The 14,588-nt window shown below is 71.4% G+C and carries 15 protein-coding genes; 8 read left to right on the top strand and 7 right to left on the bottom strand.

Annotated elements, in window-relative coordinates:
- Positions 1-400: 400 nt before the first annotated feature.
- Complete coding sequence (locus GTY96_RS13980) at positions 401-940, top strand: MarR family transcriptional regulator (RefSeq protein ID WP_143903087.1); 540 nt, start codon at positions 401-403, stop codon at positions 938-940.
- 107 nt (positions 941-1,047) lie between these two features.
- Here GTY96_RS13980 and GTY96_RS13975 read toward each other — a convergent pair whose 3' ends face one another.
- Together GTY96_RS13975 and GTY96_RS13970 are read right to left on the bottom strand one after the other, a co-directional pair.
- Positions 1,048-2,760 carry a carboxypeptidase regulatory-like domain-containing protein gene (locus GTY96_RS13975; protein WP_161664966.1) on the bottom strand — a complete coding sequence of 571 codons (1,713 nt, stop codon included), beginning with the start codon at positions 2,758-2,760 and terminating at the stop codon, positions 1,048-1,050.
- 6 nt (positions 2,761-2,766) lie between these two features.
- Entirely contained in the window at positions 2,767-3,630 is an 864-nt protein-coding gene (locus GTY96_RS13970; RefSeq protein WP_143903090.1) for an exonuclease/endonuclease/phosphatase family protein, read from the bottom strand.
- Between the two features lie 231 nt (positions 3,631-3,861).
- Between GTY96_RS13970 and GTY96_RS13965 the strand changes: the two genes are divergently transcribed.
- The 6 genes from GTY96_RS13965 to GTY96_RS13940 all read left to right on the top strand — a co-directional run bounded on the left by GTY96_RS13965 (position 3,862) and on the right by GTY96_RS13940 (position 8,568).
- Positions 3,862-4,599, top strand: a complete 738-nt coding sequence (locus GTY96_RS13965) for a hypothetical protein (protein WP_161664965.1) — start codon at positions 3,862-3,864, stop codon at positions 4,597-4,599.
- Entirely contained in the window at positions 4,596-5,201 is a 606-nt protein-coding gene (locus GTY96_RS13960) for a hypothetical protein (RefSeq protein WP_235685582.1), read from the top strand. The genes GTY96_RS13965 and GTY96_RS13960 overlap by 4 nt, the downstream gene beginning before the upstream one ends.
- A 118-nt stretch (positions 5,202-5,319) precedes the next feature.
- Positions 5,320-5,964: a hypothetical protein gene (locus tag GTY96_RS13955; protein WP_161664964.1), complete on the top strand. Its 645-nt coding sequence runs from the start codon at positions 5,320-5,322 to the stop codon at positions 5,962-5,964.
- Positions 5,965-6,088: 124 nt separating this feature from the next.
- Entirely contained in the window at positions 6,089-6,838 is a 750-nt protein-coding gene (locus tag GTY96_RS13950; protein ID WP_161664963.1) for a putative metal-binding motif-containing protein, read from the top strand.
- Positions 6,839-6,945: 107 nt separating this feature from the next.
- Positions 6,946-7,917 (top strand): hypothetical protein, encoded by a 972-nt coding sequence (locus tag GTY96_RS13945; protein ID WP_161664962.1) that lies wholly within the window; start codon positions 6,946-6,948, stop codon positions 7,915-7,917.
- 114 nt (positions 7,918-8,031) lie between these two features.
- On the top strand, positions 8,032-8,568 hold the full coding sequence (locus GTY96_RS13940; protein ID WP_161664961.1) for a Uma2 family endonuclease: 537 nt from the start codon (positions 8,032-8,034) through the stop codon (positions 8,566-8,568).
- A 16-nt stretch (positions 8,569-8,584) separates the two neighbouring features.
- Here GTY96_RS13940 and GTY96_RS13935 read toward each other — a convergent pair whose 3' ends face one another.
- The 3 genes from GTY96_RS13935 to GTY96_RS13925 are packed head-to-tail and all read right to left on the bottom strand — an operon-like array spanning position 8,585 to position 12,731.
- Positions 8,585-9,433, bottom strand: a complete 849-nt coding sequence (locus GTY96_RS13935; RefSeq protein WP_161664960.1) for a hypothetical protein — start codon at positions 9,431-9,433, stop codon at positions 8,585-8,587.
- Positions 9,434-9,474: 41 nt separating this feature from the next.
- Positions 9,475-10,296: a hypothetical protein gene (locus tag GTY96_RS13930; RefSeq protein ID WP_186001954.1), complete on the bottom strand. Its 822-nt coding sequence runs from the start codon at positions 10,294-10,296 to the stop codon at positions 9,475-9,477.
- Positions 10,293-12,731 (bottom strand): TonB family protein, encoded by a 2,439-nt coding sequence (locus tag GTY96_RS13925; protein WP_161664959.1) that lies wholly within the window; start codon positions 12,729-12,731, stop codon positions 10,293-10,295. The genes GTY96_RS13930 and GTY96_RS13925 overlap by 4 nt, the downstream gene beginning before the upstream one ends.
- 118 nt (positions 12,732-12,849) lie before the next feature.
- Between GTY96_RS13925 and GTY96_RS13920 the strand changes: the two genes are divergently transcribed.
- Positions 12,850-13,737, top strand: a complete 888-nt coding sequence (locus tag GTY96_RS13920; RefSeq protein WP_161664958.1) for a hypothetical protein — start codon at positions 12,850-12,852, stop codon at positions 13,735-13,737.
- Between the two features lie 37 nt (positions 13,738-13,774).
- Here the strand turns inward: GTY96_RS13920 and trxA are convergent, their stop codons facing one another.
- The gene (trxA, locus tag GTY96_RS13915) at positions 13,775-14,158 is read right to left on the bottom strand and encodes a thioredoxin (protein WP_143903108.1); all 384 of its coding nucleotides are present in this window, start codon (positions 14,156-14,158) and stop codon (positions 13,775-13,777) included.
- 10 nt (positions 14,159-14,168) lie between these two features.
- Positions 14,169-14,492, bottom strand: a complete 324-nt coding sequence (locus tag GTY96_RS13910) for an FKBP-type peptidyl-prolyl cis-trans isomerase (RefSeq protein WP_143903111.1) — start codon at positions 14,490-14,492, stop codon at positions 14,169-14,171.
- Positions 14,493-14,588 lie beyond the last annotated feature (96 nt).

Raw genomic sequence — 14,588 nt, 5'->3', positions numbered from 1 at the left:
GGGGCATGTCCGGCTTCGGACGGGCGCACTCGATGGCCGTCTTTCAAGGTCACGTCTTCGTCAGCGTGCGTGACCGGGTCCTTCGGGTGGAGGGAAGACGACCCATCCCGCTGGAGGTCCCCAGTCCCGCCCCCGGCTTCGCTCGCCTGAAGGTCGCGGGCGGGAGGCTGTGGGCGGTATTTCCCCACCACCTCGCCTGCTCCGCCGACGGGGGCTCCTTTGGGGCCGTGACCTTCCGCTGAGCCCGGGCGGCGGCGGGAAATAATCAGGTCAGCAACCAGGGCGATATTCCCGTCGCGTATTCCCGTTGGACTCTTCGCGGGATGGAAGCCCGCGGGATGCCCTGGGCGCCCCATGCGAGGCCGGACGCGGATTCGCGCCCACGGGATGGAGGGGTGGAATGACGGAGCTTTCAGTGGATGTGCGCGTGCAGGTGGCACGGTGGCGGAACCTCCTTGTCGACGCGGCCCGTTGCGGCGCGCTGGCAAGCCCCCTGGCGGCCCTGACCCATCCCCACTGGGAGCCCCTGGAACTCCAGGCCCTCTGGTGGCTGCGCTCGGAGAGCCTGCTACCCGTGGGCGTGCTCGCCATGCGCCTGGGAGGGCTCGCCATGCCCCGCCTGAGCCGGCTGGTGGATCGCCTGGAACAGGGCGGCCTCGTGCGCCGGGAGCGCTCGGTGCGGCACGACCGCCGGCGCGTGCGCGTGCGCCTCACTGACACGGGCCGTGCGCTCGCGGAAGAGACCGACGCCCAGGTGCGGGAGCGCATGGCGAAGCTGCTGTCGCCGCTCCAGGGCGAGACGCGCAGCGCGCTGATGGACATCCTGGAGCTGTGGGTGCAGGCCCTGACCGTCCAGGCCCGCGCCGCCGAGGAAGCCGGCGAAGAGGCCTCCGAGCCCAGCCCGCCCAGCGACGAACTTCTAACGGCTTCGGCCGCCTGACGGACGACGGCGTCGCTTCGACGCCCCTGGGCCGCGCCGGGTCCGCGCGCTCCAGACCGCGGGCTCGCCTGGGATGCGGGTCACGGCTGGCGCTAAACGGTGAGGGACTACAGCGCCACCTCGACGACGCCCGACCGGCGGCACGCCTCCGCGCCATCGCCCTCCCAGGACTCGCCTTCCGCGCCCTGCACCCACAGCAGGAGGAGCTCGGACCGCACGGGCCCCAGCCGCCATCGTCCCGCGGTGTCCGTCTCCCCGTGGACGGGTGGCATCGAGCGGGCCCTCCCGCTCGCGGTCACCCGCGCTCCGGACACCGGAAGGCCCTGGCGGGTGACGTGGACTTCGCAGGAGGCCCCGGAAGTGCCTTCTGGCGAAAGGCTCACCTCCACGTCTCCATCCCCTTCTCCCATCCGTGCCACGGAGCTCGGACGCGACGCATATGGCGACGACGCCACCTGGATCCGGTACGTGCCGGGCTCCGTCAGGGACACCGCGACGCTGTCACCCTCGGGGATGAACTCCTGCGTGGTCACTTCGCTCCACCCGCCCCGCTCGTCACGACGCTCCAGCAGGTACACCGGATAGAGCGGCAGGGAGCGCTCCTTCAGTTGTGCCCGCGTGAAGCCATCCATCCGCAGGACCAGCCACTGGTACGCCGGCACACGCCATTCCACGTCCACCGTTCCCTGCATCGCCACCGCTGGCGAGAAACCAAAGTCCCAGAAGGGAGGCGCCACAGGCCGCCTCGCCTCCTCTTCCTGCTCCCGCCGCACCGAGAAGGCGGTCTGCTTCCAGGTCGGCACGCCCTGCATCGTGAAGCGCCCGTCCGCATCCACCCGGACCTGCTCGCCGTCGTCTCGAATCAACACCGCGGGCCCCAGGGGACGCGCGCCGCTGCCCAACAGCACCCGGCCCCGCAGCGTGACCGAGCCTCCCACCCCTTCGGGGAACACCTTCGCCACGTCGAGCGACACCGGCTCCACGGAGCCCTCGCGCAGGGGCACCTCCACCGGCAGGCCCCGCTTTCCCGACGGCGCGCGCAACCACAAACGCAGCGACCGGTCCGGCGGCAGCGGCGCCAGTCGCGTCTCCCCATCCGTCACCAGCGGGATGAAGTCATCATTCTGGACGGCGTGCATCAGCTCCGGCGCCGCCATCGCCAGCACGGACAACAGGGCGCTGGCCTGCTCCACCTCCGCAGGCTCCACGACGCGTTGGAGCCGGACGGAGAAGGTCCCCTGAACGTCCCGCGCGCCTTCCAGCCGCACGCGCACGCCCGTGGGGCGCTGCTCACGCAGCACCCCCAGGTCCACCGTCCCCGTCACCGGCTGCGTGGCGGGCATGTGGTCCGCCCACCAGATCGTCCCGTCTGGCTCGAAGGCGGCCAGCAGGTAGCGCGGCGCGGACGGGACCTCCACCGGCCCGACCCTGCCTCCCTGCTCGGATGCGATGACAGGGGCCTTCACCCACTCCCGCACGTTGGCCAGCTCCTCCAGCCGCGAGGGCCCCGTGCGCGCGAAGCGCCGGCGTCCCTCCTCCTCCCACCACCCGCGATCCTCGTCCGACACGAACGCCGCGCCCACTCGCGCTTCCCCGATGAACGGATGCGCCCCCATGAGCGTCGCCGTCAGCCGCAGGCCCGCGTCCGCGACCTCCACCGGAGGAACGGCCTCGGGCACGACCGCGTCCCCGTCACGCGAGGACAGGGGCGGCGGTGATGGCGACAGGCGAGGTGCGGACGCCGTGCTGGACACCGCCCACCACGCCACGCCCAGGAGCACGACGGCCAGCACCCCGGCCAGGATCCGCTTCAGGCGCATGCGGCGTCAGTCCGTGTCGCTGGTGGAGTACAGGGACAGCCACACCGGCGCGTGGTCCGACAGCCGGGTGACGTAGTCCTTCGTATCCGCGATGTAGTCGCGGCCCGTGCTGGAGAACTCCGTCACGTAGGCGTCCTGCATCCAGAAATGGTCATACGCGTTGGCGAAGCCCCCGGACGTGTTCAGCGTGGTGGGCACGTCCAGCTTGCACGTCACCGCGGGTGACACGGCCTTCAACTGGCTCCAGGACGCATGCGTGCAGGGCATGTTGTGGTCGCCCACCAGGATGACGTCCTGGTCGGTGCTGCTGTCGGACTGCACGGCCGTGAACACGTCGTCGATGGCCTGCGCCTCCAGCTGACGGTCCGCCGCCGTGCCCCACACCGTGTGCCAGTTGAGGAACGTGTAGTCCGCGCCCGTGTTCAGGTGGCGCACCTTCACCACCTGCGGCTCGCGCTCGAACAGGTCCGCCGTGTCGTTCCACACCGTGGAGGACAGCAGCGACACCGTGTCCGTCCGGTACAGCACCGCGTACGACTCCTTGTAGGACGAACGCCCGAGGAGCGGCGTCACCACCGCCGTCCACGCCACCCCCGACACCTGCGTCAGGTTCTGCGCGATGGCCTGCGCCGCCGCCGTGCTCATCACCTCCTGGAGGAACACCAGGTCACAGCCGTTGTTCGACGTGCTGTTCGAACCGAACTGGTTCCAGATCTGCCGCGCGTCATCCAGGTACGTCTGCTCCGCCGCCCATCCCTCGTGACGCAGGTTCCAGCTCACCACCCGCAGATAGGAACCCGCCTGCGCCAACGCGGGGAGCACCAGCACCGTCAACACCAGCACACGCGACACGAAGGACGACCCTCTCATTTCACGGCACCTCGGGGCCTGCGGGGTGAATGGCGCCCCATCTACGACAAACCCGGGTGGCTGGAGCGGCTTTCCTTCATGGACTCCAGGCCCCCATGGCTCCCACTCCTGGACACTCCTCCATTAAACGCAACTTGATTGCATTTGACTCTTTGTGGCATCTATCCCGGGCCGCTCGCGGGAAGGCGTGGCGGCCCACGCACCGCCACAGGTGCGTCTTGAGGGGACGCCATGAGCCGCATCGTCTGGAGTGTCGGGGGCACGGGGGTGGTGCTGTCGTGCATCGCGCTGGCCTGGCTCCACCGGCCCGTGATGGTCCACCTCGAGACCGTCCCCACCGCGTCGGTCAGCTCCCGGCGGACCGCGCCTGCCCGGCCTGATTCCCGAGGGGTACGGACGGCTCCGCCCGCGGACCTGTCCGCGCAAGAGCCCACGTCCACCACCCAAGGAGCCGAACCCTCACCGGAGGCGTTCCTCGACGCGGCGCTGGCGACCCAAGGACCGCTCCAGCCAGAGCTGCGGGGCCGTGCGCGCCGCGTGCTGCCCGACACACGCCTGCGGCTGGTGGCGGCCCTGCGCGCGGACCATCCCAGCGCCCAGGCCCGCCGTGACGCGGTGCTGGCGGAGCTCACGGCGTCCGGCGTCAGCACGGAGCCCTGGACCCGGGGAGCGCGCGCCGCGCTGGACGCGTGGCAGGCCCGCATCCATCAGGACGTGCGGACCCTCCAGGCGGAGCCTGCCCGCTGTTACGCCGCCGGCTGTCTGACGCGCGTCACCTTCCCGGACGAGGCGTCGTTCCGCGACGCGTGGGCACGGACCTCGGAGCTCACCCCCAGCGCCGACAGCGCCCACCTCCAGCTTCCGCCCGAGCACCTGCCCTCGGGCGAGGTGCGCGTCCCGTGGCTCGTCCTGCGCCCGGACCGCCCCCAGCCCTCACCCGCAGCACCCCTCCAAGGAGTCACCCCATGACGCAGCACCTGTCTTCCCGTGCCCTGCTGGCCGCTGGAGCCGTCCTCCTGCTCGCCGGCTGTGGCCCCACCGAGCAGCCCGCTCCCGAGCCCCAGGCCCCCGTCACCCAGCAGTCGGAGCTGCTCGCCGCCTGCCAGGACACGGAGGCGCTCGCGGAGGTCGCCGAGCACTCCTGCACCCACGCCGAATACGGCCCCTTCGAGTCCATCACCGCGGCGCCCTTCGGCGGCCCGTCCTTCGTGGACGTGAGCGTCGAACACACCGCGTACAACGTGAAGCTCCCGGCCATCACCTTCAAGAAGTGGACGCTCGGCTACGCGGGCTCCCTCATCTTCACGCCCGAGGAGTCCACCGAGTACGCCTTCCTCACGTCCGCCTACCGCGCCCTCCGCGTCGTCAACGCCGCCACCCACGAGGAGGTCGGACTCGAGTGCCGCTACACCATCCCGCGCGAGGTCTGCGGCGCGCTGCGCACCGCCGTCACCGCCGACCTCGAGGGCGGGGTCGACTACCGCCTGGACTTCGCGGCCGTCGTTCCCCAGTCCGACTCGTTCCTCCTCGTCATCGAGGAGACCGCGCACGAAGGCCACTCCGGCGAATAGGCCGCTGAACCCGGGCCCGTGGGCACCTCCAAGGTCCACGGGCCCTTTCGCCATCCAGCCACTCCTGCAGCTCCGTGACATCCCCATCACCCTGACCGCTCCGGTGAGGAAGCCCTTCATGCGCTCCCCGTTCCGTCCCCTGCTCCTGGCCAGTTGCGTCGCGGCGCTGACCGCCTGTGGCGGTGACGCCGCCCCTCCCGCTCCCGATGAGACACCCCAGGAGCAGACCGACCCGTGCGCGCCCCACGGCCACCTCCACCGCGAGCCTGACGCGGACTGGTGCCACTGCGACCGGGGCTACCTGGCCACCGAGCAGGGCCTGTCGTGCGTGACGGACCCCCACTACGTGCCGCGCGACGGCTTCGACTTCGGCGACAACGGCGCGCACGCCTGCTGGCACGTCGCGAACGGTCCCTTCGCCACCGTCACCGCCACCCCGGAGCGGCAGCCGCGCGTGGATGACTTCCACACGCACTACACCGTCCAGCTGCGCCCGGAGCATGGACTGTCCGTGGGCACCTTCAGTTTCAAGGCGTGGGCCACCGGCGACTTCGTCCTCTACCTGAGCACACCCGACATCCCCGTCACCGTGAAGGAAGGCGAGCGCGTCCTGGAGCCCGTGGGCACCCAGGCCACCGGCCCGTTCTGCGACGGCCTGAAGCAGATGGTCGGCTACGAGCTGACCGACAAGGTCCAATACACCGTCACCTTCGGGCCCACCGCGAACACCGGGCTCGGGCTCGTCATCGAACACCTCCAGTGATGGCCTGACTCGCACGACCATTATTGCAACTCAGTTTCATTTAAGGCATGAGTGGACCACCGGGCGCACCGGCGGCTTCAAGCCGCCTGGCACCCCGCGTCCGGCATCCCGAAAGGAATCACCCATGTTGAAGAAGAAGCGCATCGCGCTGGGCGCGTTGTGGGCGCTCGGCCTGACGGCCTGCGGACCGATGGAGGAGGCTCCCGAGGCCCTGTTCGAGGCCCAGGACTCGCAGGAGTTGGAGGCGGGCTGCACGTCGCTGGGCACGGGCATCACGGCGCACGCGTGCGTCCACTCCAGCAACCCGACGGATCACGTGTCGCTCACGGCGGGCGCCACGCGCTCGACGAGCGCGCCCTCCATCAGCACGAAGCACAAGGCCTATGACCTCGCGCTGCCGTCCGGCGCGGAGGGCTCGGTGACGTACGTACCGGCCACCACCGGCTCGTACGCGTTCTACCGGACGCAGAACGTGGCCTTCACCGTCATCAACGGCGGCACCAGCGCCACGGTGCCCGCCGCGCTGGGGCACACCGTGTCGTCCTCCGGCTGCACGCTCACCCACGTGTCCGTGCATGACCTGACGGCGGGTACGACGTACATCGTCGCGACGGGCCCCGCGGCGGGCAACGCCCTCACCGTGGTGCCGGAGTTCCTCAACGACTCGCGCACGCGCTACTACCAGGACGCGGATGGCGACGGGTACGGCAATAACTCCGTGTCTGTCTATACCGCTTGCACGCCGCCCTCCGGCTACACGACGCAGCGCTTCGACTGCGATGACACGCCGGGCTCCGGCGCCAGCATCAACCCCGGCGCCACGGAGATCTGCGGCAACGGCATCGATGACAACTGCGACGGAGTGCAGTGCTGACCGCCGACCGCTGACGCGGACCTGAACCGGTCCGCTCCCGCGCTGGAGCACCTCCCTCGGAAGGGTGCTCCAGCGCGGGCCTCTCTCCACGCGAAGGACTCCCCACGATGCGTCTCTCCACCGCCGTCTTCCTTTTCACCGCCTGCGCCACCCTCACGCTGTCCGGCTGCGTCGACGCCCCCCCTGCCCCGGAGGTGGACGCGGGCTCCGACGCGGGCACGAAGCCCGACGCGGGCACGAACCCCGACGCGGGCACGACGCTGTCCAGCGCCACCGTCACCGCCTCCCTTCCCGCCGAAGGCGACAAGGACGTCTACCCGCTGGAGATGCACCTGGACACATCTGGAGAGAAGCCGCTCATCGCCTTCCGCAAGGTGCTGACGCTCACCTTCAGCGACACCATGGACACGACCGCGGCCCAGGTGACGCTGCATGACCGCACGGACACCACCGCGCCCGCCCGCGTGCTCACCGGCACCTGGTCCGAAGAGGCTCGCACGCTCACCGTCACCGTGCCTCGCACCGAGGAGAGCACCCGGCCGCTGGAGGTCTCCACGCACTACGCCCTGGCGCTGGACGCGCTGAGGGACGCGGCGGGACGCGCGCTGGCACCCTCCACGGTGGGCCTGGGCGGTGATGTGTCGCTGGACTTCACCACCGGCGAGCGCGACCCGGCGCTGGAACACGCGTGCACGCACACGCTCGTCAACACGCCAGAGTCCGTCACCGCGGGCCGCACCCCCTTCGACTTCCCTCCCGATACGAACACCGGCCACGTGCGCTACGCCGTTACCCTGCGCCCGGGGGACCTGGGCTTCGGGGGCTACACCGGCTTCATCTCCGATCCGGAGAACCCGGAGCACGTCACGCTCTACCTGGACCAGGAGGTGGCCACGGCGGTGACGAACGACACGGCGGGTGGAGCGCCCGTCCCGTCGGTGCTCGCGCCCGCGCGGTCCATCTGCGCTGGCATCACGCACACGGTGACGTTCACGTCGGAGCCGGGCGATCAAATCCATCTGCTCCGGTTCGGCCCCGTGTCAGCGGAGACCTTCCGGTTCGTGCTGGAGCGCGAGTAGCCCGCCCAGCGGGGAGGTGCCTGCGTCCACCAGCACATGGTCTCCCTCCCTGGCGGCCCACTGCCGTGAAGCGGTGCCCCCGTTACGGTGGAGGTCTCTCACGGAGGCCTCCGCATGCGCCACGCCGCTCCCCGCAGGACGCTCGAACCCCACGAGGAGGTGCGGACGCTGCCGCACTATCTGGTGGGCGAGGCGCTCGATGGCATCCTCTACGTCTCCTCGCCCCCCATCGCGCGCAAGCAGGGCCTGACGCCGCTGCTCGGACGCGCGCCCGAGGGCTGGTGGTGGACCGCGGAGCCCCGGCTGCTGCTGGGCCAGGATGTGCTCGTGCCGGACCTCGCGGGCTGGGTGGGGGGACGGCCTCGGACGGCGGATGCCGGCGCCTTCATCGAACGCGCGCCGGATTGGGTCTGCGAGGTGCTGACCCCCGCCACCGCGAAGCTGGACCTCGGCATCAAGCTGCCGCGCTACGCCCGCGCCGGCATCGGCCACGCATGGGTCGTCAACCCGGTGCACCGCGTGGTGGAGGTGTTCCGCCAGGACCACGAGCGCTGGGTGTTGCAGCGCGCTTTCGTGGATGAGGAGCGCGTTCGCGCGGACCCTTTCGGCAACGTGGAGCTGATGCTGTCGCCGTTCTGGACGCAGGGCTGAGGCCCCGCGCGCCCGCTCAGCGCCCGAAGAGCGCGGACACCCTGCCGATGAGCAACCCGCACCCCACGAGGGTCGCGGCGACGGCGATGAGGAACCCGGCCGCGAGCCAGGCCTGACGCTTCACGCCCAGCACGGTCTTCCGCTCCACGCGAAGCGGCTTCCCCCGCTGCTCCGGGTGGCCCGACGCGGAGTAGCGGGGGGTGCTCCCGATGAGCAGGTCGATGAGGCCTTCCTCGGGAGCCGGGGCGAGGAAGGTGGCGTAGCGCCTGGACTCGTCACCTCGCAGGAGCGACTGGAGCTTCGCGTAGCCGTCCGCCTCCGCGGCGGACAGCGCGGCGGCCAGGGCGCGGCCCTCCACGGGAGCAAGACAGCGGGCTCCCGCTTCGAGCGCGAACTGGCGCGCGGGGGCGGGGATTCGCTCGAAGTGCCGGTCCATGTCCGACCGCGAGGCCTTGGCCAGCAGGAACCCGAGCAGGTCCAGGTCGCCGTAGCCATGGATCAGCTGATCCACCCAAGCGGAGTAGCGGAAGGGGTCCGTGTTCCACTGGAAGGAGAAGCCAGCGACCTGCTGACCGCCCAGGGCCACGAGCAGCTCCGGCACGCCGGGGCTCTCCCCCCACACACTCGTCAGCCGGGGCAGATAGGTGCCAGCCCGCTCCCACGGCTCGGGAAAGGGTCCGAAGACCTCCGGATCCCCGAGCGTCTTCGCCAGGACCTGGGGCATGACGACAAGCGTGTCGAGCACGGAGGGCTCGGGCGACAGGGCGGGGTCGGGCGCGTCGAGTCCCAGGTCCTCCAGGGCAGCGGAGGACAGGACGACGGGGCGCGTGAGCGCGGAGAGCGGGAAGCGGAAGTGGAGGGGCATCGCGGAGGTGCGACGACTCTATCAAGCCTCCCCTGACGGATTCACGCGGGAGGCTCCCACGCCCCCGTGAAGGCATCGAAGCGCCGCATGTTGACGCTCAGCGCGCGGTACACCTGGGTGTCCGTCCCCACGTCCACTCGCGCTCCGTCCGCGGGCGGTGGCAGCCGGTCGAACCGCGCGCCCGCGAACCAGCGGTGCGGCTGCGCCTCCAGGACGAAGAGGCCCTCGTCGTCCAGGTCCACCTGGATGGGGACGAAGTCCACGCGCTGGAGCTCCACGGGCGGAGGGAAGTCCATCGCGACGCGGAAGGGCACGCGCGCCCCCGCTTGTGTCGCGATGCCCTCCAGCACCAGGGAGCGCCCCTCCATCACGTCCGCCTCCGCGCCCAGGGCCCGGGAGGGCGGCTGGAGCAGCAGCGACAGCGAGCGCGCCACGCCCGCGATGCCAGGGGAACGCCCCAGCACCCGCGCCCGCGCGCCCTCCGCGAGCAGGTCGAACACCACCTCCCGGTCCCACTCGCCCAGCACGCGACCGCCGGAGAAGAAGTCCCCTTCGTGCGCGTGCGCGGTGGGCAGCAGCACGCTCCCCAGCCGGCGCAGCAGGGCCTGGGGCTGGACGGGCGAGGCCTTCTCGAACAGGTAGATGGGCCCCAACACCAGACGCGCGGTGGTGAGCTCCACGCGCCAGCCGGTATCGGAGGTGAAGGCGCCGGCCCGGGCCTCGTCGGGCGCGAGGGCCGTGCGCAGGCCCATGTGGAAGGTGATGCTCCGGCCCCCGGTGCCGGATCCCCCGCAGGCGTGGACGCCCGCCGCCAACGCTCCGCCCAGCATCCACGTGAAGGCACGACGGGTGTGGCGCATCATGGCCGCTCCTCCTGGAGGTCCAGGTACACGGTGAGGGTGCCCCGCACGATGCGCGGAGCACCGGCGGAGAAGTGACGCGTGGCCAGCAGGGACGCGGGCGCGTCCGGGCCCCGGAAGTTGGACACGTAGTTGAACTCGGACTCACGCCAGCGCGCGTCCAGCAGGTTCTCCACGGACAGGCCCAGCTCCACGGCCCGCCAGCGCGCCCGCGCCGCCATGTCGAAGAGGAAGATGGATTCGCTGAAGCGGTCCAAGGGCAGCGGCTTGGGCCCAATGGCGCTGTGCCCCAACGCCACGCTCCACCCCACCGGCTGGTGGGCCACGGTGACGGAGCCGCGCCACGCCGCGTCCACCCGGCCCAGCACCTGGGGGATGTACGGCAGCACCGTGCCCTCCCACAGCCGCCACGGCGATGCCCCGGGCAGGGGCTGCGTGGCGCGCGCCCACGCGAGGCTCGCCTGCACGTCCAAGCGCTGCTCCCACTGAAAGCGCGCGCTGCCAAAGGCCCCCAGCCGCTGCGATGGCCCCATGGGCTGGTTGCGCCCCGTCGTCTCGCTGAAGACCAGGTCCTGCGACACGCGCGTGGCGAACACCGCGCCCCGGAGCTCCAGCGTGGAGGGGCCTTCCCCCCAGCGCCAGCCCAGCCCCGTCTCCCCCGAGGCCACGCGCGCGTACGGCGCGAGCTCCGCGTCGGACAGGCCGGCCGCGTCGCTGGAGCGCGCACCCAGGCCCGCGCTGGTGAGCCACGTGAGGCGCGGCGACAGGCGGATGTCCACGCTGGCGCGAGGACTGGCGAAGAAGCCATATGCCTCCACCGCCTCCTCGGGGATGCGCGCGCCCTGCCGGTCCGAGTCCGGACGGTTCAGGTCCTCCACGCCGAACAGGAAGGTGTCCACGCGCACGCCCCCCCGGAGCGTGAGCCAGTCCAGCGGCGCGCCGCGCAGGGACAGGTACGCGCCCAGGTTCGTCGTGCGCACCTGGTTGTCGAAGACGGTGGCGTACGGCGCACCGCCCTTGTCACGCAGGCGCCGCGCGCGGGTGTGCACGGCGTCGTAGCGGGCCACGTAGCCCAGCTCCACCGGCCCGGCGAGGCCCGGCGTGTAGCGCCCGCGCAGGCCCACGGTGGTGCCCTGGTAGGACTGCTCCGTGTCGTCGCCGCGCTGGGCCTCGCCCACCGGAGGCGTGTCCTGGAGGAAGCCGGTGAAGTTCTCACGGCCGCGCATCTGGCGGGCGATGGCGAAGGCCTGCTGGACGAAGCGGCCTCCGCGCTCCAGCCGGGACGTCAGCTCCACGGAGGCCAGGTGCCGCTGGCTGGCGCCGCCCTGGTTCGCGTCGTAGAGGCAGAAGAACTGCGAGTCGGCGTCCCGGGCGCACGGCATCCGCGCATCCACGACATCCGTCTCCCGCACCACGCCCGCGGTGGCGTAGCGCGCGCCGTAGCTCGCGCCGAACAGGCGCAGCCGCGTCTGCGGCCCCAGCCGCCACTCCGTCTGGGCCATCAGGCCCGCGTTCGCGTAGGCGCGGTTGGGGCCAAAGCCGTGCCCCTGCCGCACCAGCACGCCCACGAAGGTGGCTTCGGACATCCCGGCAGGCCCCCACACCAGCGACAGCCGGCGCGACGCGAAGCTCCCGGAGCTGACGGACGCGGTGATGCCCCGCCGCTCCAGCCCCAGCTGGTACTCCACCGTGCCCGCCACGCCGAAGTCGCCTTGTGACGGGTCGTAGGGCCCCTCCGTCACGCGCAGCGACCGCACCAGCTCCGGGATGATGAAGTACGTGTCCGCGTATCCATGGCCGTGGGCGTGGGAGACTTCGTTGAGGGGCACGCCGTCGAGCCGCAGCTCCACGTCCTTGCCCTCGCCCGCGTCGAAGCCGCGCAGGTAGAGGGTGTCCGCGTGCCCCTCACCTCCGTGGTTCGCCAGCATCACCCCCGGCGCCAGCAACATCAGGTCCGTGGCCGAGCCGCGCGGCACGTCCGCGAGCTGCCCCACCTGGATGTGGAAGTCCCCCACCGCCACCGGAGGCGGCGCCACCGAGCGGTCCTGCACCGTGGTGGAGAACCCGCGCGGCTCCGGCTTCGCGGGTGGCTCGGGGCTCGCCACCTCCTCCTCGCCGGGCCTCGGCTCGAACGTCACCGGCACGTCCACCCGCACCTCCAGCGGCTCATCCCCCCGGCGCGCGGGCTCGAAGCGCCACCGCGTGGCCGCCGCCATCGCGGCCCGGTCGAACACCGCGCCCCCTGACTCGAGCACCTCCACGAAGGACACCGCGCCCCCCGTGTCCAGGGTCAGGCGCAGCAGCACCCGCACGGCGTCCTTCAACGCGGGCGCATCCGGGGGCAGCACCGGCGGCGCCGCCTCCACGGGCACGGGCGGCGTCACGGGCACTTCGGGCGACGCGCCCAACAGCCAGAGCACCAGCGTCGGGATGAACACGGGCGGAGACCTCTGCCGCCCACGTCCTCCCGGCACGGGCGGCCCTCACGAACGGCGGCCGGTGGATATCGCAACCCAGGCTTGACTTGCAACTTGGTTACAAATACAAACCAACTGCATGAGAATCCGACACAAGTGGCTTCGGGGCCTGCTGCTGGGAGCGCTCGGCCTGGGGGCGTCCGGCTGCGGCGACACCGTGGCCCGGGGGGACGTGCGGGTGTCGCTGAGCGGCGGGGACGGCACGCAGCGAGGCTACGCGGACCACCTCTTCCAGGACGGCTGGTCCGTGCAGTTCACGAAGTACCTGGTGTCCCTGGGCGACTTCACCCTCACCTCCGCGGGCGGGGACGTCCAGGCGACGGCGGAGCACGTGGTGGTGGACGTGCAGAAGGGGGACGTGCCGCTCACGGCCCTCACGGGGCTGGCGGCGGGGCGCTACTCGGTCGCCTTCCAGGTCGGCCCCCCGGAGGCGCGCACCGTGGCGGGGGACTCCGTGTCCGCGGGCGATCTGGAGCTGATGCGCGAGCGCGGCTTCAGCTACTTCGTGGAGGGCCGCGCGCAGAACCGGGACCCCACCCTGGGCCTCTACACGTTCCGCATGGGCTTCCCCGTCCACGCCCGGATGGTGGACTGCATCAACGGCGTGGACGGCACCCAGGGCCTCGTGGTGCCGGAGGGCTCCGTGGCGGAGGCGGAGGTCACCATCCACGCCGAACACATGTTCTATGACCGGCTGGGCACCCACCGCGGCGTGCAGCTGCGCTTCGAGGCCATCGCCGCCACGGCGGACGCGAACCACGCCATCACGCCGGAGGGGCTGGCGTCCCAGGAGCTCCTGGACCTGCGGGGCCTGGACGGCGGCGAGCTCCGGGATGCCCAGGGCCAGCCTGTCGTCTACCAGCCCGGCGCCCACGCCATCCGCACACTCCAGGAGTTCGTCACCCAGAGCATCGTGGATCAAGCGCACCTGAACGGCGGCGGCGTCTGCACCGTCGCCGCGCCGTAGGGCCCTCCCCTTGCGAGGGGAAGGCCCCGGCGGAACGTCAGGCCTTGGGGGCTTCCTTCGCGGCGCGCTGCGCTTCGACCTCGCGCCGCACGTCGTCCATGTTCAGCGCGCGCACCTGCTTGAGCAGGTCCTCCAGCGCGGCCTGGGGCAGTGCTCCCGGCTGCTCGAACAGGAGGATGCCGTCGCGGAACACCATCAGCGTGGGGATGGAGCGGATCTCGAAGGCGCCGGACAGCTCCGGCTGCGCGTCGGTGTCGATCTTCCCGAACGCGATGTCCGAGTGCACCTCGGAGACCTTCTCGAAGACGGGCGCGAACGCCCGGCACGGGCCGCACCAGGTGGCCCACCAGTCCAGGACGACGATGCCGCCCTTGCCCACCGTCTCCTTGAAGTTGTCCTTCGTGATTTCGAGCGTCGCCATGAACAGCCTCCTAACGAACGTCCAACAGCTCCACCTCGAACAGCAGGGTGGCGTTGGGGGGAATCACACCGGCCGCGCCGCGCGCGCCATAGCCCAGCTCCGGCGGAATGGTGAGCTTGCGGACGCCGCCCACCTTCATGCCAGCGACGCCCTGGTCCCAGCCCTGGATGACGTGGCCCGCGCCCAGGGGGAAGGCGAAGCCCTGGCCCCGGTCCCGGCTGCTGTCGAACTTCTTTCCGTCGGTGAGCGTGCCCACGTAGTGCACCGTCACCCGCTTGCCCGCGACCGCCTCGGCCCCGGTCCCGACCTTCACGTCTTCCACCTTCAGACTCATGCCCGGCTCCTTGGCGGGAATCCGCCATGGAAAAATGGGCACTCTAACGCCAGCCGCAGCCTCCTGCCTCCCTGAATGCCCAGCCCCCGCCGGAAA

The organism is Corallococcus silvisoli (assembly GCF_009909145.1).
Taxonomy (GTDB): domain Bacteria; phylum Myxococcota; class Myxococcia; order Myxococcales; family Myxococcaceae; genus Corallococcus; species Corallococcus silvisoli.
The sequence above is the reverse complement of the archived record's forward strand: the minus strand, read 5'-3'. Positions and strand labels throughout refer to the sequence as shown.